Origin of the sequence: Sphingobacterium sp. SRCM116780, assembly GCF_021442025.1 — a bacterium.
GTDB lineage: Bacteria > Bacteroidota > Bacteroidia > Sphingobacteriales > Sphingobacteriaceae > Sphingobacterium.
Map to the genome: position 1 here is coordinate 920,348 of NZ_CP090446.1, position 21,821 is coordinate 942,168.

Sequence of the window (21,821 nt, forward strand, 5' to 3'; positions counted from 1 at the left end):
TTTTTATTTGCAAAACTACGCTTTAATCCTTATGTGTTGCTAATATGTTGCTTATTGTTGGCGTTTCTTATTTTTTATTTTTCTTCTGTGGGCAATTTTGGCAATGGGATTGTCTTATACTATTTTGCCTTATTATCTGCTGTTTTATTTATTTTCAACAATAAAATAAGTGTTCCATTTAGTATTATTATTTATTTCGTTGTTTTTATCCTTTTTTATTTGAGTCATACATATGATTTTCACATTTTTACAATGAAAAGGTATAATGATATACTTTTTTCCAAAAATCAACGAATCATTACTTTTATTCAAGTTTTTACTATTATGTGTCTTAATGGTTATTTTATTATAAAAAAGAATAATATGATTGTAGACTTATATCATCAAGTTTTGCGTAGCGAATCACTCATCTCAGATTTAAAAAAGAAGTTTACATCTGATACTTTGCTAAGTATAGATGATATTGTTAAACTGGCGATAGATGATGATATCGCTTTTATCCCTTTATTCAAACAAGCTTTCCCTCAGTTTTATGATAAACTGATGCTCATCAATCCGCAGATGACCAATGATGAATTTAAACTTTGTGCATTATTGCAATTGGGATTTACAACAAAAGATATTGCCAACTATACCCATATCGCGGTTCGTACTGTTCAAACTAAAAAAAGCCGTTTAAGAAAGTCATTTAATATTCCATCTAATATAGATCTTTACATATGGATAGGAAAAGTATGAATTCTTTAAGTGGCTTAATATTGAGCTTAGTTACTCGTAATTTATACAGTTTGAATGAAAAACCGAGTTGGCTATTTTATGGAAGAATCCTTTGTAATATACAGAGGTGGGTTAAAATATAGCAAGGTAATTTAAATGATATTTTAAAACAGTACCAAATTGAAACTAATTTTGTCCATCGAGTGTAAACCCTCCACTTGTGTTTCCATTTGTGTCCGTCCAATCTTCAATTTCAGGGTAATTTGATGCACTCCCACCTCCAAAAACAATATTAGTAGATCCAGCAGCAATTGATTCTTCCAGTTGTATTATATATGTCTCTATCTTGGGAGAAATATATTTTTTATTATTCATATACACTTATTTTAAAATTTTGACAAAAGTAGATTTAATTTAATGATATTCAGAGTTTATGTATTAGGTAATAACAATTTTGTAGGCATTTAGCTACTGTTGTGTGTAATTAAATTTTAGTTGCATAAACAGAGCACCCTATTTAAAATATCTATGAGTTCTAGTATATATTATTTCATAACCTTTATTTTAAAATTTTTAAATAAAAGTGGATTAATGATAAAATGAAGCCTATATATTAAGTAATAATATAATATTACAGTAGGTGTGTTACAAATTATTGCAATTTAAATTTTGGTTGCATAGATATATATTTCCATTTGAAATATGTACAAGCTCTAATATATATTATTTCATAATTTTTATTTTGAAATCTTGAATAAAGGTAGATTAATGAGAAATGGAAGCTTATATATTATTAAATAATAACATGGATGTGGTTATAATTCTACAAATTAATATAAATTAAATTTTAGTTGTATGAACATGAATTTTATATTTAAAATGCATCTTATCTTTGCAAAAAATTATTAATGACTTGTAAATTGAATAGTTATGTTTTTAAATAAAGGTATTGCAGTTAAAAATATTTTCGGAATGCTGATTCTGATGACTATATTTTCATGTGCAAAGGAAACAAAAGATAAACCTGTTGTGCAAGGAGATCTTAGTGTTAATTTTCAAATAGAGGGTATTGAGGCTAACCTGGATGAAAGTAGTTCTTTAAAACTTTTCGGGGATACGAAACAAAGAAGTATGGATAGTAATCCTAAAAGTTCTTTAAAACTGATAGATCAGCAAAAAGCTAAGCAGGATGGGCAGCCATTTGAGGCCATTGCTAGTGTTTATGAAGTTAATGAAGGCGTTAATTTTAACAATGCTAATGCATCCAACAGTTCTTCACAAGTGAAAAAGGCTAGTGTCGCTAATAAGTCGCTAGTAGCTGCAAAAATAGATATGGCAGCTGGAATTAAATATAGAATATTAATTTTCGATGCTTCAGACAACTTTATTACCTCATTAGATGCGACAGTAGGTACGGTACCAAAATTTACAGAGGCTCTTCGAAATACGACTTATAAGTGGAAAGCGTATTCTTATAATACATCAAGTACTATAACGCCAGCAATACCAGCAAATCCGACTCCAGCGCAGTTAAATGTAGCAAGTTCTAATACAGGTGGGTTATTATATGCTTCTGGCAGTATTACAACATCTAATATTAAGAATGACAATAATAAAGTTAATATCCTATTCAAACATCAGACAGCTATTATTGAAATCGTATTCAGTGGCAGAGGAATGTTTGACAGAATTTCTAAATTGACTGGTACAGCAAATATTCCGTTATATTCAGGTACATTTAATCTGAAGGATGGAACTTATTTTTCATATGGTACGCCAACAGCCTCGAAAAGTTTTGTTACTACAGATTTTACGAGCATAAAGAATGATACGATTAGAAGTTTATCTTTATATACGGTAAATGCAGCTCAGGCGATATCCAGTTATTCTGTGCAATTGAGTGAGCTTTCATTTGTCACAGATTTGGGGGCATCAATGGGATATGCTAATCGAGCATATACAACTGCAACTACAGGTGCTATGAATTATAGTTTTACCAAACCATTTACCCCTGAATTAGGTAAAAGGTATAAAATTATTATTGATCTACTAGCCCCTTCCCGAACTGTAGGTGGTGCGAGCGGGGTGGATTGGGCTTATTGGAATCTTTTTTATAATGATGTGACTAAGGTATACGGATTTAGACATTACAATTCCAATTTTTATGAAAAAGGCTTACCCGTTAGCAGTACAAAATCAGGAGAATATTTTAATTGGAAAGCAGCAAAACCTGGATTTAGTGAGGCTACAGGTATAGTGGATCCTTGTACCTTAGTTTACCCGGCAGGTAGATGGAAAATGCCAACTCAGGCTGAATTCAGTACTATAACGGCTATTCCAAGTTCAACTGGGGCAATACCAAGAAAAGCTAATGCCCGTTCTGGTGACCCGGTTCGCTATATTAATATTATTTTGGGTACAGGAAAATTTTCTCCTTATGATGGTTTTACCAATGGTTTGCCGATGTTACAGCTAGGGCGTCGCAATGTTGGTAGTGATGCGATGACGGATTATAATACAAATGGTAGTGGTACTTCTGGAGTATATTATTGGGCATCTGATCAATTTTCTGCTGCTAATGCAAATTATTTTTACATTACAAATACAAGTGAGTTTGGAATTGTAATGACTGCTAATAATTCTTCGAATCTGCCTAAAACCAATGGAATGAATATAAGATGTATAAGAAATAAAGCTTTTACGACCTATACACCTAATATAAATTAAGTAAAGTTGAATTTAGGAATAGGTATTATACCTAGTCTCTAAATTTTAAACTATTATTTTGAAACTGTAAAATAAACGAAGTCATGGATAATCAATACGTATTATCCATGACTTTGTCATTATAAGAACTAATGAAAAATAGCTTGTGTAGCCCAGATAGGTAAGGTGTAGTCCTTTAAAAAGTTGGCATTGATCAATGCTATTGGAATTATAAATTTTCTAATGAAAAATAATAAAGATTCAAAAAAGAAGCAACTTGTATTTACAATAAGAAATGATTGTAAATACAAGTTGCTTCTTGAACATCGAAATTTTGAATCGAAAAACTCAGCTAATATATGCGGTAAGTTAACTAGTTAAAATATAGTAGGTTAATTTTGTCCATCTAGTGTAAACCCTCCACTTGTGTTTCCATTTGTGTCCGTCCAATCTTCAATTTCAGGATAATTTGATGCACTCCCACCTCCAAAAACAATATTAGTAGATCCTGCAGCAATTGACTCTTCCAGTTGTATTATATATGTCTCTACCTTTGGAGAAAGATATTTTTTGTTGTTCATTACCTTTGTTTTTTTTAATTTTGACAAAAGTAGATTTAATTTCATCATAAACAGAAGCTTATATATTGTCAATAATAATATTGTAGAAATATAGCTACAATATTGTGCGAGTCACATTTTTCATGCTATAAATATAAATTTTACGTTTAAAATATTTAAAAATCTAGTATTTATTACTTTATAATCTATACTTTAAAATTTTATACAACGGTAGATTAATAATAAGCGAGAGCTTAGATATTAAATTACAATATTGCTGTAGATTTATGACTACAAATTATTTTAAACTAAATTTTAACTGCTTAAAGATGAATTTTACATTTAAAATGTATACTATCTTTGCAAAAAAATTATTACTAAATTTGTAATTGAATAATTATGTTATTAAATAAAGATATTGTAACTAAAAATATTTTCGGAATGCTAATTCTGATGACTATATTTTCATGTGCAAAGCAAACAGAAGATAAACCTGTTGTAAAAGGTGATCTTAGTGTTGATTTTCAAATAGAGGGTATTGAGACTAATCTGGATGAGAGTAGTTCTTTAAAACTTTTTGGAGATACGAAGCAAAGAACTGCGGAGAGTAATTCTAACAGTTCAATGAAACTTATAGCTCAACAAGAAATTAAACAAAATGGAGAGGCTTTTGATGCCGTTGCCAGTGTTTATGAAGTAACTGAAGGTATTCGTTTTAGCAATACTAATACATCAAGCAGTTCTTTACAAGTGAAAAAGGCTAGTGTGGCTAATAAATCATTAGTTGCGGCAAAAATAGATATGTTAGCTGGAATTAAATATAGAATATTAATTTTCGATGCTTCGGATAATTTTATTACCTCATTGGATGCCACAGTAGGTACAGTTCCAAAATTTACAGAGGCTCTTCGAAATACAACTTACAAATGGAAAGCATACTCTTATAATACATCAAGTACTATAACGCCAGCAATACCAGCAAATCCGACTCCAGCACAGTTAAATATTGCTAGTTCTAATGTAGGTGGGTTATTATATGCTTCTGGAAGTATTACAACATCTAATATTAAGAATGATAATAATAAAGTTAATATTTTATTCAAACACCAGACAGCCATTATTGAAGTTGTATTCAATGGCAGAGGCGTGTTTGACAGAATTTCAGTATTGGAGGGCGCAGCAAATATTCCGTTATATTCAGGTACATTTGATCTGAAAGGTGGAAATTATGTTTCGTATGGTACACCAACAAACTCAACAAATTTTGTTACTTCAGCATCTACAAGTGCAAAGAATGATACCATTCGAAGTTTAACTTTATATACAGTCAATGCAGCTCAGGCGATACCTACTTATTCTGTACAATTAAGTAAGCTTGCATTTGTCACGGATTTGGGTGTTACTAAGGGATATTCTAATCGAATATTTATACCTAATGCGCAGAATCCTATGCTATATAGTTTTACCAAATCTTTTACTCCTGAATTAGGGAAAAGATATAAAATTATTATTGATTTTCTAGCTCCTTCTAGAACTGTAGGGGGTGCGACAGGTGCAGACTGGGCTTATTGGAATCTCTTTTATAATGATGTGACTAAAGTGTACGGTTTTAGACATTACAATTCCAATTTTTATGAAACAGGCTTGCCCGTTACAAGTACACATTCAGGCGAATATTTTAATTGGAAAGCAGCAAAACCAGGGCATGATCAAACTTCTGGTGTAGTGGATCCGTGTTCCTTAGTATACCCCGCTGGTAGATGGAAAATGCCAAATCAAGCTGAATTCAGTACTATAACGGCTATTCCAAATTCAAGTTTATCAACTACATATCCAAGAAAATCTAATGCCCGTTCTGGAGACCCGGTGCGTTATATTAATATTGTCTTAGCCGCAGGAAAATTTGCTCCTTACGATGACTTTACTAATGGCTTACCGATGTTGTTACTAGGGCGTCGCAATGTTGGTAGCGATGCGATGACAGATTATAATACAGGTAGTTTTAGTAATTCCGCAGTGTATTATTGGACTTCTGATCAATTTTCAGCTACGAATGCAAATTATTTTACTATTTCGAATTCATCTGACGTTGGAACTACAATGACTGTTAATAATTCTTTGAATATGGCCAAAACTAATGGAATGAATATACGATGTGTAAGAAATAAAACTTTTACGACTTATACACCTAATATAAATTAATTAAAGTCGAATTTTAGAATAGGGTAATAATGCCAGTTTCTAAATTTTAAACGACTATTTTGAAACTGTAAAATAAACGAAGTCATGGATAATCAATAATCCATGACTTCTTTGTTAGAAGGGGTAATGAAAAAGCTTGTGTCTGAACAGATCAACATATTGATTAGATTTTCTTCCTTGACTTCCCTAGAATTAAATTTTGTCTCACAATTCTCGAGCTTGAGACTACAGCGAATTTCTCCTAGTTCATAATCTGTATATTAAAAGCGTATTGCTCTATTCACTTAGCTACAAGTTTTGTCTCTTCTCAAAGAGATAAATAACTAAAAATAGTCTATTTAGGATGAACTCTCATTATCTTTTTATTTGAGAAATACAATCTTTATAATAATACATTAAACAAACTTTATATCCTTAGAATAAGTCATAAGGTATCTTTGTGGTATCTATTGCCGTATGTGTGTAGTAGAATTCTGAATAAAGTGCGGCTAAGATATTATTATCATTGTGTGTAAAATTTTTGTTAAATAGAAGCCAATTGACCAGTAATCATAAGGAAAGATAAAATTAAGGAGTTGTATTTCACTTCAAAATAAAAATATCACTAAAAAGAATTGATTATGGTTGTTTATTATTGATACTATTATACTTCGATTTAGATATGCTTCTGATATATATCAACCTAATCTGAATTTTGGATAAAAGTAAATAAATAATTATTTGCAACTTAAACTCTTTGTTTTTTCGCTAAACTAATCAGTTTAAGATTTAGATTCCATATTATATTTTTCTTGATTGGTCCTGAGATGAGTCCCATTAATGGGCAACTGATATTACGCTAATGGTCTGTTTTGTTTAATGCAATTTTGAATAATCATTTATATGGAACAATAAGATCATAATGCAAATAAGTTAGCGCTATAAGCTGTTGTGTTATTGTATTAATAGTTAGATGAATTTCGCTAAAGAATCTCCTAATATGGGATAACACGTTATTTTATGAAAAGTATAGTAAAAAAAAGATGGGATCAAATATGTAATAATCATATTTCTAAAGAAATGAATAAGTTGGAATCTATTCAAATGCGGATAACTAATCAATACGTATTTCTTATTTCTATAATTTTATTTATGAACTCTATTAGGTATATATGGTTTGGATTGACTATAAATTTTTATGTATTATTTTCATTAAGTTATATTTTTTTTGGTTTATTCTTATTTAAAAATCTGCGTTTTAGTCCTTATATTTTGTTAACATGCTGTTTATTGTTGACATTGCTTGTTTTTTATTTTTCTTCTGTAGGCAATTTTGGCAATGGAGTTGTCCTATATTATTTTGCGCTATTATCTGCCGTTTTTTTTATTTTTAATGATAAAAAAACTATTCCATTTAGCATTATTATTTATTTAGTCGTTTTTTTTCTTTTTTATTTCAGCCATGAATACGACTTTAAAATTTTTAAAATACAAAAACGTGATGATATTCTTTTTTCTAAGAATCAGCGACTCATCACTTTTGTTCAGGTTTTTATAATAATGACTCTGAATGGATATTTTGCTATAAAAAAGAATAATATGATTACAGAATTGCATCTTCAGGTTTTACGCGGCGAGTCGCTTATATCAGATTTAAGAAAGGAATTTGCATCAGAAAACTTAATCAATATAGATAATATTGTTAAATTGGCTATTGGTGATAACATTACTTTTATCCCCTTATTTAAACAGGTTTTTCATCAATTTTATGATAACTTGATACTTATTAATCCGCAGATGACCAATGATGAATTTAAACTTTGTGCATTGTTGAAATTAGGGTTTACAACAAAAGATATCGCCAATTGTAGTCATATCTCCATTCGTACTGTTCAAACGAAAAAAAGTCGCTTACGGAAATCATTTAATATTCTATCTAATACGGATCTATATATATGGATAGGTAAAGTATAAGTTTCATAATTTATCTCTTTATTTCCAGCAAATCTTATCTGCAAAAAAAGTTCTCTTTTGTGTAGTTGTTAGTCTACTTATTTCTTTTTTCTTTAAAAATAGACATGTGTGTAGTAATTCATCGTATTCATGTCGTATGTGTTTTTATCGGTAATAGATAAGAATGCATCTAATTTTGTGACCTGAAATTTAATATAATTAACAAAGTTATGAATGAACAAAAAATTAAAAAAAAGGAAAAGTATGTTAATCCACGTATCGTCGAAAGTGTGATAGAAATGGAAAGCTGTATTGCAGCGGGATCAGGAGCTGCATTACCATCTGCAAGCACTACTCCTTTAAACGAAACTTGGGATAATGCAGATTTAGTAACAGATACACCAACATATTGGTAGTTTAAATTCCTGTAAGCATAAAATATAAAGCAATTGTTAAAAATAATGAAAAGTAGAATATTTAGTAAAAAGAATGTAACATGGATATTGTTACTAAGTCTGTTATGTTGTGTTATGTCATGTCGAAAATCAGATGACAGTGTCTCTGGAGAAGAAAGTGGAAAAATAGCCGTACAGTTTAAAGTAGGAGGTATTATTGAGGGAGGAAAGCCTTCAGCTCTTGCGAAAGCAGCATCATTAAATGAGATAAAGTTAGAACAAACAGGAACTGTATTTGTAAAAGAAACTGCTCTTAATAAAGACTACAATATGGTGACCACAATAACAGCAGATGCTCCAGCAGCATCAGTGAGCGGATCTTCTCCAACTGGAGCAAAGGCATCCAACAACCGTGCTGCATGGACAACCACACCTGGAGTTTCTACGACTACTCCAGTACCTGCTAATCTTCAATATAGAGTGCTTGTATTTGATGATAATGGCGATCGTGTAAAAATATCTGGGAGCAGTAGCTATATCAATAGCACGTATACAGCATCAACGCAGAGTCAGGATGTAAATGCTATAAAATTAGATGCTGGAAAATATTATTATTTTGTAGCTCTTGCTGCATTAACTTCTCCAAGTACTGCTCCAGGAGGGACTACTGCTATAACTCGAATCGAAGATGTACTTTTTGATGTCGATAGAACGGTAGACGCATTGCATTTTGTTGAACGACAATATGTGGGAAACAAAACAGAAAGTGGTAATCATATCATTAATATCAATTTTAAGCATGTGAATAGTAAGGTTACACTCAGCGTGGAAGCTTCACCAGAGATGGGAAATATTACCGCCACTACTGCTACAATAAGTGGTGCAGGAAAAACAAATTTAGCATCTGATGGCACGAAGACTGCTGTAGCAGGCTCGTTTCCTTATAATAATATAACTTTAACACCATTTACATACAGCTCAAGTACAGCTATAGGAGGCCCTTCAGTAGCAAAGAGTTCAGCTGTTTTTATAAGTTCAGCAGGTACGGTTAATGGCAATCCCCATACGATAAGCATTCCGTCAGTAGCCATGAATGGAGGTACAGCCAGAACTGATATCCCTAATATTGTCGTGCCAGCTGGTACATTTGCATCGGGAGTAAGTTACACGGTACATATTACCTTCCAACCAACTGGTATTAAAGTAGGTGGATTGATCTGGGCAAGAGGTAACCTATCTTATGATTGGACGAATAAAATATATTTTAATAGATATTATCCACAAGAGTCGGGTAGCAACTACATGAATACTGATTTTTGGCACTGGGGAAATAATGCGAATACATTAAATCCACCATTACCTAAACGAGTGGCTACAAATGAAGGTATAGATTATACAGCTTTTGTTGTGGATCCATGTAGCATGGTCGCTGGAGGAAAGTGGCGTACCCCAACATTAGCTGAATATGCTGCTTTAGGTGTATTTAAAGTACATGATGGAAGTGGTGCTGAAGGAGCGACAACGACCGCTTTTACTGGGGGAACTGCATATTCACCTAACGGGAGTTTAGCAAATACTTTTCCATATATTTATTTTGATGGAACGGTAGAAACAATAGGTGGAGCAGAACGTCTGAGATTTTATAAAAATGGTCGTTATTGGGGTCAGATAACTGCTGCAGATATGACAAACAATATCAATGGGCCTGCTTATGGTACCTATGGAATAGGTAATACGAATACATATGAGCCATGGACGGCTCAATATATGGTTCAGGATCCACTGACACAAAATGATGGAACACCATATCCAGCTGGTAATAATAGCAGACTACATCCGGTGAGAGTTAATGAAGGTTCGTCTAGTGGTGGTACAAAAAACTTTCTTTCAGATAGACCTATTGCAAATGATCTTACCTATACGGAAGATGATCGTATACCGATCCGCTGTGTGAAGAATCCATAATGAATAAAATTAAGAGCAAATTTTAAATAGATGATTTTTGATAGAAACCAATAGATCGGCTTAATTACATGATTGAGCCACCCATTTATGATCAGAAGATTATTTTTATCATCATGAATCCTATTTAAAAAGGGGTAATCGATAGCGATTGCCCCTTTTTAATATCTATTATTAAAAAGCTAGTCTAAACTTTTCTATATCAATTTTTCCTTCACTATATACAGCTACAAAAATAAAAGCTGTGCTTTCAACAATATATATATTGTTGTATTTTGGTATCAATGAAATGTTGTCGATTAATCTTAAAAATACTAAACAACTTTTGGAGCAGGATAGTGAATTTCCATATTAAAGAGAATATGGACAAATTAGAAGTGCTACAGGCCAAAATGCTAAATCAGTATGCCTTTTTCGCTTCCGTCATTATTATGCTAAATGCGGTCAAAGATTTGTTTTTTGGGTTATTTGTTAGTTTTGGTATATTAAGTACAACAGGTTTCGCTTTCTTCTTTCTCTTTTCTAGAATTAGATTTAAACCTTTATCCTTGTTTATCTGTTATGTAGCCTTGATCTTGCTAATATTTTATTATTCCTGTCTCATAGGTCTTGAGAGTGGTGTTAGCACATTGTATTTTCCTTTACTTTTTTCCGTATTATTAGTCTATACAGATCGGAAGAATTTCCGATATAGTATATTAATTGTGCTATTTGTTATTATATTTTTTTCAATAAACCACTTCCATAATTTTCGTATTTTTCCTAGTTTAAGTAATGAAAGTGAAGAATATTTAAAGAATACCCGTATTTCTATATTTATCCAGGCAATTGGTCTGGTGATTATTGGTGGATATTTTAATTTAAAGAAGAACGAAAAATTAATTAAATTATTTCAACAGTCACAACGAAGTGAAGTGATTATTTCGGAATTGAAAGTAAATTTGGATAATACTTCCAATAAAGAAGTGGAGAAATTGGTGTCTCTAGCTATGGAGAATGATATTGCCTTTATCACTCTTTTTAAAAAAGTGTTTCCTGATTTCTATGATAATCTGTTGAAAGTTAATCGGGATATTACTCCTGAAGAATTTCGGTTCTGTGCTTTATTGAAACTTGGTTTTTCAACTAAAGATATTGCAGAATCTAATTATTTGGCCATTAGAACAGTACAAACTCGAAAGAGTAGGTTGCGCAAAACCTTTGATATACCTCCAGACACAGATTTATATGTATGGATTAATGAATTTTAAAGAAACCTAGTCTTGTTCATTAAATCCTAGTCTGATTCCTTTTGAGTTTTATAATGATCATATACATCTCTATTTTGAAAAATATCGAGATGAAATATATCATGTAAAGGAAATGCTGATTGGGTATACTTCTTTTAACTCTATTTCTAACAATTTCTTATGCTGTTGTTCAGGTCACTATTCCTAGTTATACCCTTTTTCTTTTGATCGTATTATCGCTGACCCAATAGATAACCCAGGAGCTGTTCTTATGTAATTTCCATTTGTGAATGACAGATCTAGATGGATGTTATTGAAGCATAATTTTCCACATCTATTTTTGAGTAAGTGATGAAATTTTTTGTCAAATAGAATGGTAAATCCTGTTGCTGCTTCGAATAATATAGTATCATTTGCAACGAATACTCAAAATTACGCAATTGAAAGAAAATGTGGTTTTAAAGAGTATAAATGCACGTATGACACATCAGTATTTGTCCTTGTTATAGCTTTAATTGTCGAACAAAGTTATACTATGGTAGCTATTTTTCAAATAAAAATGAAGAAATCTCTTGTATCCTTTTGAAGGGTTATTTTTTATAGCTAGCTGTATCACATCCTCCAAATTAGTAGGAAAAGTTAAGTCTGAATATTAATGTATATGTCGAAGAATATCAAAAAATAGAATTTTTCATTTAACACAAGACATTTTTCGATTGCAAAGTGAAGGTCAAGAATGATGAATGACAAATTAGTTGGAAATTAAAAACCCTCATCTATCTAAAAGGTACATGTTTGTAGTTATATAGCTAATAATTTTAACTAAAAGTATCTGTGCGGTATCTTTATGAGTATCTATGAGGTACTACTTAAAGAAGTGAACAGGAATGGCTTCCTTAGTTTTGTATAACTAGCGATGTCTAATATGAAAGATTATAAAGTAATTCCGTATCCAGACGAAGAGAAAGATTGTAAAGCAATTCGATATCCAGACCAAGTAAAAGAAGAGGTGGTTAATGGCATTCTTAATGGAGAGCTATTGCTAAAAGAAGCCATGATAAAATACGGCATATTGACACATATAACAATTGTAAAATGGATAAAAAAAGCACAATTGAAAAAGAAAAAAAATCAGTGTAAATCCGATCTCTAAAATCATATTTAGCGCTGCTTAAATCTCTTTATAAACACGTTAAATATAATTGCTGTTAAAATAATCAGAGTCTGAAATATACGGCTAATCCACCTGAAATTTAATAAATTCATCGAGACAGTTAGGGATAGATTTTATTGTAAAAAATAGAAAATTGAAAAAAATAACTTTTCATATGATATTCGTTAACTGCGAATGAATATCAAGAATAATGAGTTGAGAAACAATATGTATTGTCATTTAGAGAAATATTTCGTATAATTATGGTAATTAATTTAATAAAAAAGACCTGTGTGGTATCTTGTGAATACCAATGAGGTATTACTTAAACGAAAAAAAATGGGAAACTTACCTAAGTTTGTGTTAACAACCGATGTCAATATGAAACATTCTAAAATAATTCGATATTCTGATGAAGTAAAAGAGGAAGTTGTTAATGCTATTCTTAATGGAGAGCTATTGTTAAAAGAAGCCATGGAAAAATATGATATATTGGCAGAGTTAACAATTATAAAATGGGTGAAAAAATCTCAATCTAAAACTAAAACAATCGACGTTTAAAAGTTGGAGATAACCAAATTTTTAGATCATGATATTTATCCAAGTGAACACGAGCACTTGTTTAAAAATAAACGTATTTTCGATATAAAAATAACCGTTTCCAGCTATTGATGCGATCCCTAAGCAGGGATACTACAGAGTATAAGCATAGATAAAGCGTTATTCAAGAGCGCATGATATTTGGAACTGGTAAGAGCGTTCTAAGTGCGTTGATAGTGCGTTTTAGGTATACTTTTAATACTGTATGTACGCTTAGTCTACGCTTATACCCTGCTTAGGCACTACTTAGGCACTGCTTTAGCCCTACCTAGGAATAGTATGGAAGGTAGAGAAAAAGCTTTCTTTGTCTCGTCCTGAATTGGCTATACAGCATTTGATTGATTATCCTAGATTAGCTATACACCTTGTGCATACAATCCTATAATAACTATACACTATTTTCATAGTACTGAAATGGCTATACATTCGGATATTTCAGTAATGTAGTTAATTTTTCTCTGCTTTTTATGTTTGCTTCATTTCTTGTATTTTGAATTGGATTAAGCCTTCGGCGACTTCAGTTGATATAGCGGTCGAAGAGTCCCCTATATCAATTGAAGTGCTGTTTTTAGCATTTACACTTTCTTGTTTTTTACGTTCCCAGTTGACTTTTCTGTAGTTTTTCCAATTTTTGTTTAAGACCCCGGTTTTTAGATGTGCCTGGTTTGGGGTAAGTGATTCACAGCTGTCATGGGGCCTAAGGTTATTATAGATGTTGATGGCATGGTCTATTTTATCCCGTAATTGTATCATAGATCCCGTATTTCGCTCTATTTCAAACTCTGATTTAAGAATGCCGTTGATCCTTTCTGCAATGGCATTATCATAAGGACTTCCGTTCTGGGTCATACTAACGGCTACTTTTTGCGTTCTCAATATATCTATATAAGATTTACTGCAGTACTGTGACCCGCGGTCTGAATGATGGACCAGCGATAAATGGGGTGTTGTCCTTTTTAATACAGCCATCTCCAGGGCCCCGATGCAACCTGCTGCCGAGAGATCATTTTGCACCCGATGACCCATAATCTGATGAGAATAAGCATCCGTGATCAAACTCAGGTACACAAATGAGTTGTTCAGGGTCAGATAGGTAATATCACTCACCCAGACCTGTTCGGCACGGATGATTTCTATTTCCTGGATCAGGTTGTCATATTTGTGCATCCAGTGATTGGAATCTGTAGTAATGCTGCGCCTTCGGCGCCTTTTGACAAGCATCCCACGGCTGCAGAGCAGATCAAACAGATAGTCCCGTCCTATAGATATGCCATGTTTCAACAACGGGTCCTTTAGCAAAAAATGCAGTTTTCTGGTGCCCAGCTTTGGTAGGTCAGCCCTGATCTGACCTACTTCCCGTAGCACAACATCCTGAAGAAGAATATCACGTTCAAGGCCCCACAGATAATCATAATGGGCATGTCTGGTCTTGCCAAACAGTGAACATAGTGTTTTAACACTTACATCCGGTTCCTGTAACCGGAGCGTGATCACGGTTTGGCCCCAAACTTTTTTCTGATGTCCACATGGAATTCTTTACTTGCAATATCAAGCATTATTTCCAGTGACCTGATTTTCAGCTCCGCCAGCTTTAAAGCATCGGTGGCAATATTAGAGGATACAAATTCTCTCTCTGCTGAGGGGATCTCAGCAGGCAATAAATCTATCAGTTCCTGCTGCCTGAGTTTATAATGACGGATCCACATATTCACTGTATCACGATTCCTCGCATTATATTTCAGCATCGCCTCCTCTATACTGATATGGCCCGAAACGATCTCCCTGGCTATACCCTCCCGTTCGCAAAGGCTACGTAGTTTAATCTTATTCTGTTGATAAGAAATACTCCCATATTGTTTCAACCAGGTATGTATAGATTTATAACTTATTCCATGACGGCTACAGACTAAAGCTAAATTCCCTTCACGTTCAACCTCGGATACCACTTCCCGTTTAAAGGAGTCTAAATAATATCGCCCAAATTTCTTGTCCGCTTTTTCTATTGACATCTTCTAAAGTACTATTTAAGAATTAATAAGTCTGATGTATAGTTTTTTTAGGACGAGACACTTTGGACATTATAGAGTTTTAGTTGCAGAAAAATCAATCAATTGATGTTATTGGGTATTTTTCTTATTTAAGAAACAAAGAGAGTAGAATAAATGTCCATTTATTTTCATATTTTTAGGCAGTGATTTACAGAGATTCATGATCCATCCACTCCGAAAACATATAGAAGAAGTTATATCCCTTACTGATCATGAGTTCGCGTATATTTTATCGCATTTTACAGTCAAAAAATTTAAAAAACATCAATTTGTTATCCAAGAAGGAAATGAAGTTAAAAATGACCATTTTGTCCTTTCAGGTTTATTAAAAGCGACATACGTTAATCCCGAAGATGGTAAGGAAAATATTCTACAATTCGCTTGGGAAAACTGGTGGATATCAGATTATCAAGCATACTTCAATGGAGGTAGCGCTACACTTAATATCGATTGTATTGAGGAAACAGAAGTGCTTTGTTTATCGCTTCAAAATAGGGATAAAATTTGTGCAGAGATGCATCAGATCGAGCACTTTTTTAGACGTAAATCCAATAGTGGATATGTCGCTTTGCAACAACGAATCTTATCTTTATTAACAAACTCCGCAAAAGAACGTTTCAATAATCTGTTGGCCAGTTATCCTTCGCTCTTTCAACGGGTTCCCAAATCCCTTATTGCCTCTTATTTGGGCGTGTCTAGAGAGACACTTAGTCGCTTTACAAAATGATGATGTGATGTAGATCACATCAAATTTGTGATCTAATTCCTGTGATATTTTATTAGCTGTCGTTAATTTTGTCATGTTATTTAAATAATTAAATGAGATGAATGGCAAACAAATTTCGATAGCTGTAGTTGTAATGATGTTTACCATCATTGCCTGGTTAAATCCAGCAGCTGCACAAATTAAAAAAAATCAACATAAGATGGAAAAGAAAATATTATTTGTGGTAACCAGCCACGATAGAAAAGGCAACACAGGAGAATCTACAGGATATTACTTAGGAGAAGTTTCCCATCCTTGGGAAGTACTACATACAGCGGGTTACGATATCGATTTTGTAAGCCCTAAAGGAGGAAAAGCGCCTGTAGATGGATTTGATCTTAGTGATCCTGTAAATAAACAATTTTGGGAAGACAAAACATATCACCATAAAATTGAAAATACAATGAAACCTTCAGATGTAGATCCGTCCAAGTATGTGGCCATATTTTATGCTGGAGGCCATGGTGCCATGTGGGATTTCGCTGACAATAAGGAGATTGCTGAAATTGCTCGAAAAATTTATGAAAATAATGGAATCGTTAGTGCCGTGTGCCATGGACCAGCTGGATTGGTAAATATCCAACTCAGTGATGGAAAATATTTGGTAGATGGGAAAAAGATAAATGCATTTACGAATGAAGAAGAAACTGCTGTAAAACTAGAAAATATAGTACCCTTTTTATTAGAGAATAAACTTAAAGAACGCGGTGCAATATTTGAAAAATCAGGACTTTGGGAACCTCATGTTGTGACGGATAGTCGAGTAATTACAGGACAAAATCCACAATCTGCTAAAGCTGTAGGAGAAGCTATTCGATCTGCTTTACAATAAGTTATATTAATTTTAAAACATTGTTATACTGCCACAGATCCCGCTATCTGTGGCAGTTATTGTATAACGAATATTGTGATTATATCTTAGGGTTAATAAGATCGAAGATTTCCCTCTTAAAACAGGCATAAAATCAATATTTATTTTATCTGACTCAGCTCTTCATAGGTATACGCTTTGTATTCAATCCCGAATCTTTTCGTATTTTCTTCAACTGTTGTATCAAAGCCAGCTTTTTTTCTTCTACGATTGACATTTTTGGCATCTTCAATGGGTAATACATAGATAAAATTTTCTTGGATTCCAGTTTTTGGATTCCTGATCATTCGAAATCCTACTTGCGTTCCATAAATTTGCGGTTTTCCTTCATTTGTTAATTTCCGATCCAATTGCATGGCTGTATATTTAAAAGGAAGTTCTCCTGTTTTTCCTGCTTTTTCTATTAACGAATAGTATTGTTCAATTTTATTGGAATGTTGTATTGCATAAAATACAGCAGTATTCGTCGGTTCTCCAACTAATGATTTTCCTGGATATCCGTATTTAGCAATTATACTTTCCACCTTTTTAAGGTTCTCTGTATCCGTTTTATTGATGAATGTCCAAATATTTCGCTGCAAAGAATCCCTTGAAAGATGGAGACTTTGAGCAATTTCATCTTTTCTTTTTTCTGAAGTCTCATTGTCACTAAACTCACGATAAATCTGATCATCAAAAAGGATTTGATCCAGTTCTTTTTTGAGTTCCATGTTTAATAATTTTTGTGATTTACACGCTGTTATGGAAATACAGACGATAGCAAGAAATAAATATTTCATATAAATAATTTTTTATATAAAACTGCAAGTAATAAAGAATAAATAATTGTATAAATGTAAACTAAATGATCAACCACGGATTAGCTGTTTTATATTTTACGTTTTTGAAAAGAACTTTAGGAAGAATGTTCGTAAACTTCTGTACTTCTTTGATGAAATGCGATTGATCATAAAACAAGTTCTGTAATCCAGTTTCTGTTAAACTAGCTTGTGGAAATTCCAATGCGTTTCTAAACCGTTGGATTCGTTTAAATTCAACGGGAGACTTTCCAGTATATGCTTTAAAAGTTTTATAAAGATACTGTCTTGAAATTTTAAGCTTATCAGAAATCTCGCCAATATTCATAACATCCATCATCGTAATAATTTGATAAATTGATAATACATTTATTTCTAATAGTTTGCCTATCCAATACTTTTCAAGCCTATCTCTGGACTCTTCTATATCATCAATAGACAATATCTTTTGCATTTCGTATTGAAAATCAAGAAAAGGTAAGAATGAAATAAAATTCTCTTTTTTATGATATTTTTCAAGATTGCTTACAAAATGATTTAATCCCAAAGGCTTAAAATAGATCGTTATCTCATTTATTTTTCCATAATAATCAATTTGAATAGGTGTAAAATAATTGTATGTAAACGTAGAAATAAACTTTTTTGTCTTGTTATGTTTTGAAATTAGCTGGTTTTCTTTTAGTGCTATGTCAACATGTGCAGCACAACTAACAATTTGGAAATTGTTAGGGAAGGTATAATAAGATAATGAAAAATCCTTTTCGTTATTTCTTAAAAAATAATAGCCTTCAATATACGTCGCTAATATTTGGTTTTTGGGTTTATAAAATGTTAGCATAACTTTTTTATAAAATATCAGAGTTAGTTTTAGGGACAATAATTTGTCACTAAGCATTCAGCTTTGCAATGATTTATTGTATATTTTTTTAATATATGAAAAAAATCAGAGAGAAAAGGCAAAGGAAGACGCATCTAACAGCTACCACGTTCGGACTTTCTTCGAACCAACTTCTAAGTTCCATTATACCTGGAACGCTGTTTTACCGCTATTGCACCGCTCTTTTTCCGGTACAAGTGTGGTAAAAAGGCGGTGCAAGGGTGGTATTTTAGTGTTTGGGCTCCGAAGTTGGTTCGAAGAAGGGTAGAAGTTGGTTAGGAGTTAGTCTAAAGAAAACCTAATAGAAGGTATCTATTACAAATGCTTATCAAATTATTCAAAGGTTAAATATTTAGTTTGTATATAGCATATGACGATTTTACTAAAAGTGATCTTGCGATTGGATGGTCTCATAAATGCATTCAAAAACTTATATGTAAAATAAAACTTCTACATGTTTTTAAAAAATACTGAAATTCATGCAATGAAAAATCAAGAACAATATACCCAGCAGTTAATTGAAAATAAATTAATGATTTCCAGTGAGGAGATCTCTCTTTATGAAGAAGCTGTTGAGAAACTATTTGACAGAGAAAACATATCTGCCATTGACTCTCTTATTTATGGATTCTCCGATCTTAGTGAAGATCGTGAAGTCATGTTTTCAACGCTTCATGCAATAGAATATTACGGTAAGAGTTTAGACCTAGAAATATATATGAATAAGTTATTACCCTTGCTAAGGTTACTAGAGAAAGATGCTTATGAATGGAGTGAAACATTTTTTCTTAGAATAATGAATTATATTTAGAAGGATTTTCAATTCTTCTAAATATAATTCATTATTATGATCAAGAAAATCAACTATATTTCAAAAAAATCATAGCAGGCTTGATTCAAAGAAATCCTACTAAATTTCAAGAAAAAGGAAATATACTGTTGCAGAAGTTATCATATTAAAGATATTACTGTCTAAAAGGTGGTTTAATCTTTATTTAAAGGTTTGTCAATACAGAGTTAAAGAACTTGTTTGATAGAAGTACTTTAACTCCGCATTGCCAGACCAGTATGTGCTTTTATTACATTGGTCGTTGAGATTCTTCGTAATTAGGACCATAAAGAGAAGGTACTTTATTTCCTGTAGCTCTCAAATGTGAAATTAATTCACCACGATGATGATACAGGTGGTTGTACAAAAATCCTCTGATGACCTGTATCTTTGGCATTGGTGGCATTATAGGGTTGTTATCCATCTGCATTGTCCAGGTATTCATATATTGCGATTCATCTGATTTTTCGATAGCAGCCTTAGCTTTAGCGGCATTTTCCTCAAATTTTTGTAGAATGTTGTTAGCTTTTGAAATATCACCCTTATCATATTGATAAGTGGCCATGTCGAAACTATCTTGATTAAACGTTGCATCATACCAATTGTATACCTCGGCAATATGCGATGCCAATTGAGCCACCGACCATAAATGAGGTTGTGGACGATAATCCAAACTATCATCAGGGATCATCGATAATAGTTTACGTGTGTTTTCGGCTTCGTGTAACATCTCGCCGAGAAGTGCTTGTTTCATCATTTTGCTTAAGTTTTAATTTATGAATATTTATTTTGTGGTATTTTTTCTAATAAAAATCGTTGTATTTTAACACGTAGCATCTCAAAGTTAAAATGCTATTTTGAATTGTATAATTTTTGAATGGTGACTAGCCATTATTTTCTTTTTGCTCCTTATGAATTAACGTATTAAAAAGAAAACAAATTTTTCAACCCATATATAAAGTTATTTATAATTAACCGGAGTTAGTTTATTCTTTGTAAAATAAAATGGTTTATGTAGACAAGACGCTAGTTAATAGAATTTCTAAAGTTATATGATTATCTTTAGTTAAAATTAACCATTATGAACAATAGAAATATTTTACTTATTGGATTACTCATCTTGATAGCTTACACAGGTTGTCAACCAAAGCATGACATTAATGTAAAAGGAATGATAAAAGTTAGTATTTTTTATCCCAATGCTGCAGGTAAAACGTTTGATATGAATTATTATTTAGACAAGCATATACCCTTAGTTGATAGTGTTTTTGGCGATGCTTTGAAAAAAGTAGCTATAGATCGCGGTTTAGAAGGCGGATCACCTAATTCAGCCGCTCCAAATGTTGTTATATGCCATTTATATTTTAAATCCAAGGAATCTTATCAGAAAATTTTAGAAAATAACGCTGAGAAATTTGCAGCGGACTTTCCAAAATATACAAATATAAAACCTGTGGTTCAAATCAGTGAAGTAATCAGATAGTGAAGTAAAAAACTAAAGATTTTTTTTGATAAAAAAAGATTAAATAAGTTGAATTGGATATAATTGGTAATTATAATGAAGAGTCTTTTGTCCGTAATATTGAATACATATTCCGTTTTGAATTTCTATCTGATTGATTCTTTCAAAAATGAAGATGATTTTTTAGTGGTTATGTTACTCATGGGTGCTTTATTTTTTCTTTTAGCACTCATCATTGGCACTGTTTTGATTTTAACCCTTATGCTTATTCTGTTTTTTCTGATAAGTGGAGGAGTCATTTCGACTTCAGTTTTAGTTGGTATACATCAAAGATCTGTAAGTAAGGGTTTTAAAACTTTATTTTTGCTGATTTCCATACTTGGTAGTACCTTTGTTTCTGTTATCTTCTTTTGGTTCATAAATTCAGTAAAAGGTTGGTGGGAAACAGACATTTCTATTATTGCTGGAATTATTTGTGGGGCATTTTCGGGGTGGGTTTTAGGGTTATTGATTTTTCAAGGCACAAAAAAGTTGATCATATTTCTAAGAAATAAATATAGTAATCGCTTACCTCAAAATTTATTTAAGTAAAAAAACATCTGCTAATTACTGGTATTACGTAGAACAAATTTTGATGGCTATACGAAATAAACAAGTTTTTTTATTATTCACAATTTTACCGCTCATCATCTCTTATCAATAAGAAGTTATATTT

General features: G+C 32.1%; 21 protein-coding genes. 14 read left to right on the forward strand and 7 right to left on the reverse strand.

The window, feature by feature from the left end; translation table 11 throughout:
* Positions 1-363 precede the first annotated feature (363 nt).
* Positions 364-738, forward strand: coding sequence for a helix-turn-helix transcriptional regulator (locus tag LZQ00_RS04000; protein ID WP_234512130.1), 375 nt, complete (start codon positions 364-366; stop codon positions 736-738).
* Between the two features lie 165 nt (positions 739-903).
* Here LZQ00_RS04000 and LZQ00_RS04005 read toward each other — a convergent pair whose 3' ends face one another.
* A complete protein-coding gene (locus LZQ00_RS04005; RefSeq protein WP_234512132.1) occupies positions 904-1,092 on the reverse strand; it encodes a hypothetical protein in 189 nt (62 codons plus the stop codon).
* A 555-nt stretch (positions 1,093-1,647) separates the two neighbouring features.
* On the opposite strand from LZQ00_RS04005, the gene LZQ00_RS04010 reads away from it, so the two are divergent.
* On the forward strand, positions 1,648-3,444 hold the full coding sequence (locus tag LZQ00_RS04010; protein WP_234512134.1) for a fimbrillin family protein: 1,797 nt from the start codon (positions 1,648-1,650) through the stop codon (positions 3,442-3,444).
* Positions 3,445-3,815: 371 nt separating this feature from the next.
* Here LZQ00_RS04010 and LZQ00_RS04015 read toward each other — a convergent pair whose 3' ends face one another.
* A complete protein-coding gene (locus LZQ00_RS04015; protein ID WP_234512135.1) occupies positions 3,816-4,004 on the reverse strand; it encodes a hypothetical protein in 189 nt (62 codons plus the stop codon).
* Positions 4,005-4,382: 378 nt separating this feature from the next.
* On the opposite strand from LZQ00_RS04015, the gene LZQ00_RS04020 reads away from it, so the two are divergent.
* The 7 genes from LZQ00_RS04020 (at position 4,383) to LZQ00_RS04050 (ending at position 13,417) form a co-directional block, all read left to right on the forward strand.
* Positions 4,383-6,185, forward strand: a complete 1,803-nt coding sequence (locus LZQ00_RS04020; protein ID WP_234512137.1) for a hypothetical protein — start codon at positions 4,383-4,385, stop codon at positions 6,183-6,185.
* Between the two features lie 999 nt (positions 6,186-7,184).
* Complete coding sequence (locus tag LZQ00_RS04025) at positions 7,185-8,138, forward strand: helix-turn-helix transcriptional regulator (RefSeq protein ID WP_234512138.1); 954 nt, start codon at positions 7,185-7,187, stop codon at positions 8,136-8,138.
* Between the two features lie 209 nt (positions 8,139-8,347).
* Positions 8,348-8,533: a hypothetical protein gene (locus tag LZQ00_RS04030; RefSeq protein ID WP_234512140.1), complete on the forward strand. Its 186-nt coding sequence runs from the start codon at positions 8,348-8,350 to the stop codon at positions 8,531-8,533.
* 45 nt (positions 8,534-8,578) lie between these two features.
* Entirely contained in the window at positions 8,579-10,477 is a 1,899-nt protein-coding gene (locus LZQ00_RS04035; RefSeq protein WP_234512142.1) for a hypothetical protein, read from the forward strand.
* Positions 10,478-10,836: 359 nt separating this feature from the next.
* A complete protein-coding gene (locus LZQ00_RS04040; RefSeq protein WP_234512144.1) occupies positions 10,837-11,724 on the forward strand; it encodes a helix-turn-helix transcriptional regulator in 888 nt (295 codons plus the stop codon).
* A 904-nt stretch (positions 11,725-12,628) separates the two neighbouring features.
* Complete coding sequence (locus LZQ00_RS04045) at positions 12,629-12,856, forward strand: hypothetical protein (RefSeq protein WP_234512146.1); 228 nt, start codon at positions 12,629-12,631, stop codon at positions 12,854-12,856.
* 339 nt (positions 12,857-13,195) lie between these two features.
* Positions 13,196-13,417 (forward strand): transposase, encoded by a 222-nt coding sequence (locus tag LZQ00_RS04050; RefSeq protein WP_234512148.1) that lies wholly within the window; start codon positions 13,196-13,198, stop codon positions 13,415-13,417.
* Positions 13,418-13,921: 504 nt separating this feature from the next.
* Here LZQ00_RS04050 and LZQ00_RS04055 read toward each other — a convergent pair.
* Both LZQ00_RS04055 and LZQ00_RS04060 read right to left on the reverse strand, forming a co-directional pair.
* A complete protein-coding gene (locus tag LZQ00_RS04055; protein ID WP_234509986.1) occupies positions 13,922-14,950 on the reverse strand; it encodes an IS3 family transposase in 1,029 nt (342 codons plus the stop codon).
* Positions 14,947-15,465 (reverse strand): transposase, encoded by a 519-nt coding sequence (locus LZQ00_RS04060; protein WP_234509135.1) that lies wholly within the window; start codon positions 15,463-15,465, stop codon positions 14,947-14,949. The genes LZQ00_RS04055 and LZQ00_RS04060 overlap by 4 nt, the downstream gene beginning before the upstream one ends.
* 199 nt (positions 15,466-15,664) lie before the next feature.
* On the opposite strand from LZQ00_RS04060, the gene LZQ00_RS04065 reads away from it, so the two are divergent.
* Together LZQ00_RS04065 and LZQ00_RS04070 are read left to right on the forward strand one after the other, a co-directional pair.
* Positions 15,665-16,231, forward strand: a complete 567-nt coding sequence (locus LZQ00_RS04065; RefSeq protein WP_234512150.1) for a Crp/Fnr family transcriptional regulator — start codon at positions 15,665-15,667, stop codon at positions 16,229-16,231.
* Between the two features lie 97 nt (positions 16,232-16,328).
* Entirely contained in the window at positions 16,329-17,102 is a 774-nt protein-coding gene (locus tag LZQ00_RS04070; RefSeq protein ID WP_234512152.1) for a type 1 glutamine amidotransferase domain-containing protein, read from the forward strand.
* 140 nt (positions 17,103-17,242) lie between these two features.
* On the opposite strand, the gene LZQ00_RS04075 is transcribed toward LZQ00_RS04070, so the two are convergent.
* Positions 17,243-17,920 carry a DUF6624 domain-containing protein gene (locus LZQ00_RS04075; protein ID WP_234512154.1) on the reverse strand — a complete coding sequence of 226 codons (678 nt, stop codon included), beginning with the start codon at positions 17,918-17,920 and terminating at the stop codon, positions 17,243-17,245.
* 61 nt (positions 17,921-17,981) lie between these two features.
* Complete coding sequence (locus LZQ00_RS04080) at positions 17,982-18,776, reverse strand: helix-turn-helix domain-containing protein (RefSeq protein WP_234512156.1); 795 nt, start codon at positions 18,774-18,776, stop codon at positions 17,982-17,984.
* A gap of 523 nt (positions 18,777-19,299) precedes the next feature.
* Here LZQ00_RS04080 and LZQ00_RS04085 point away from each other — a divergent pair.
* Positions 19,300-19,626, forward strand: a complete 327-nt coding sequence (locus LZQ00_RS04085; protein ID WP_234512158.1) for an Imm30 family immunity protein — start codon at positions 19,300-19,302, stop codon at positions 19,624-19,626.
* Positions 19,627-19,894: 268 nt separating this feature from the next.
* Here LZQ00_RS04085 and LZQ00_RS04090 read toward each other — a convergent pair whose 3' ends face one another.
* A complete protein-coding gene (locus LZQ00_RS04090) occupies positions 19,895-20,401 on the reverse strand; it encodes a DinB family protein (RefSeq protein ID WP_234512160.1) in 507 nt (168 codons plus the stop codon).
* A 324-nt stretch (positions 20,402-20,725) separates the two neighbouring features.
* Between LZQ00_RS04090 and LZQ00_RS04095 the strand changes: the two genes are divergently transcribed.
* Both LZQ00_RS04095 and LZQ00_RS04100 read left to right on the forward strand, forming a co-directional pair.
* Complete coding sequence (locus LZQ00_RS04095; protein WP_234512162.1) at positions 20,726-21,127, forward strand: EthD family reductase; 402 nt, start codon at positions 20,726-20,728, stop codon at positions 21,125-21,127.
* Between the two features lie 75 nt (positions 21,128-21,202).
* On the forward strand, positions 21,203-21,697 hold the full coding sequence (locus LZQ00_RS04100; RefSeq protein ID WP_234512164.1) for a hypothetical protein: 495 nt from the start codon (positions 21,203-21,205) through the stop codon (positions 21,695-21,697).
* Positions 21,698-21,821 lie beyond the last annotated feature (124 nt).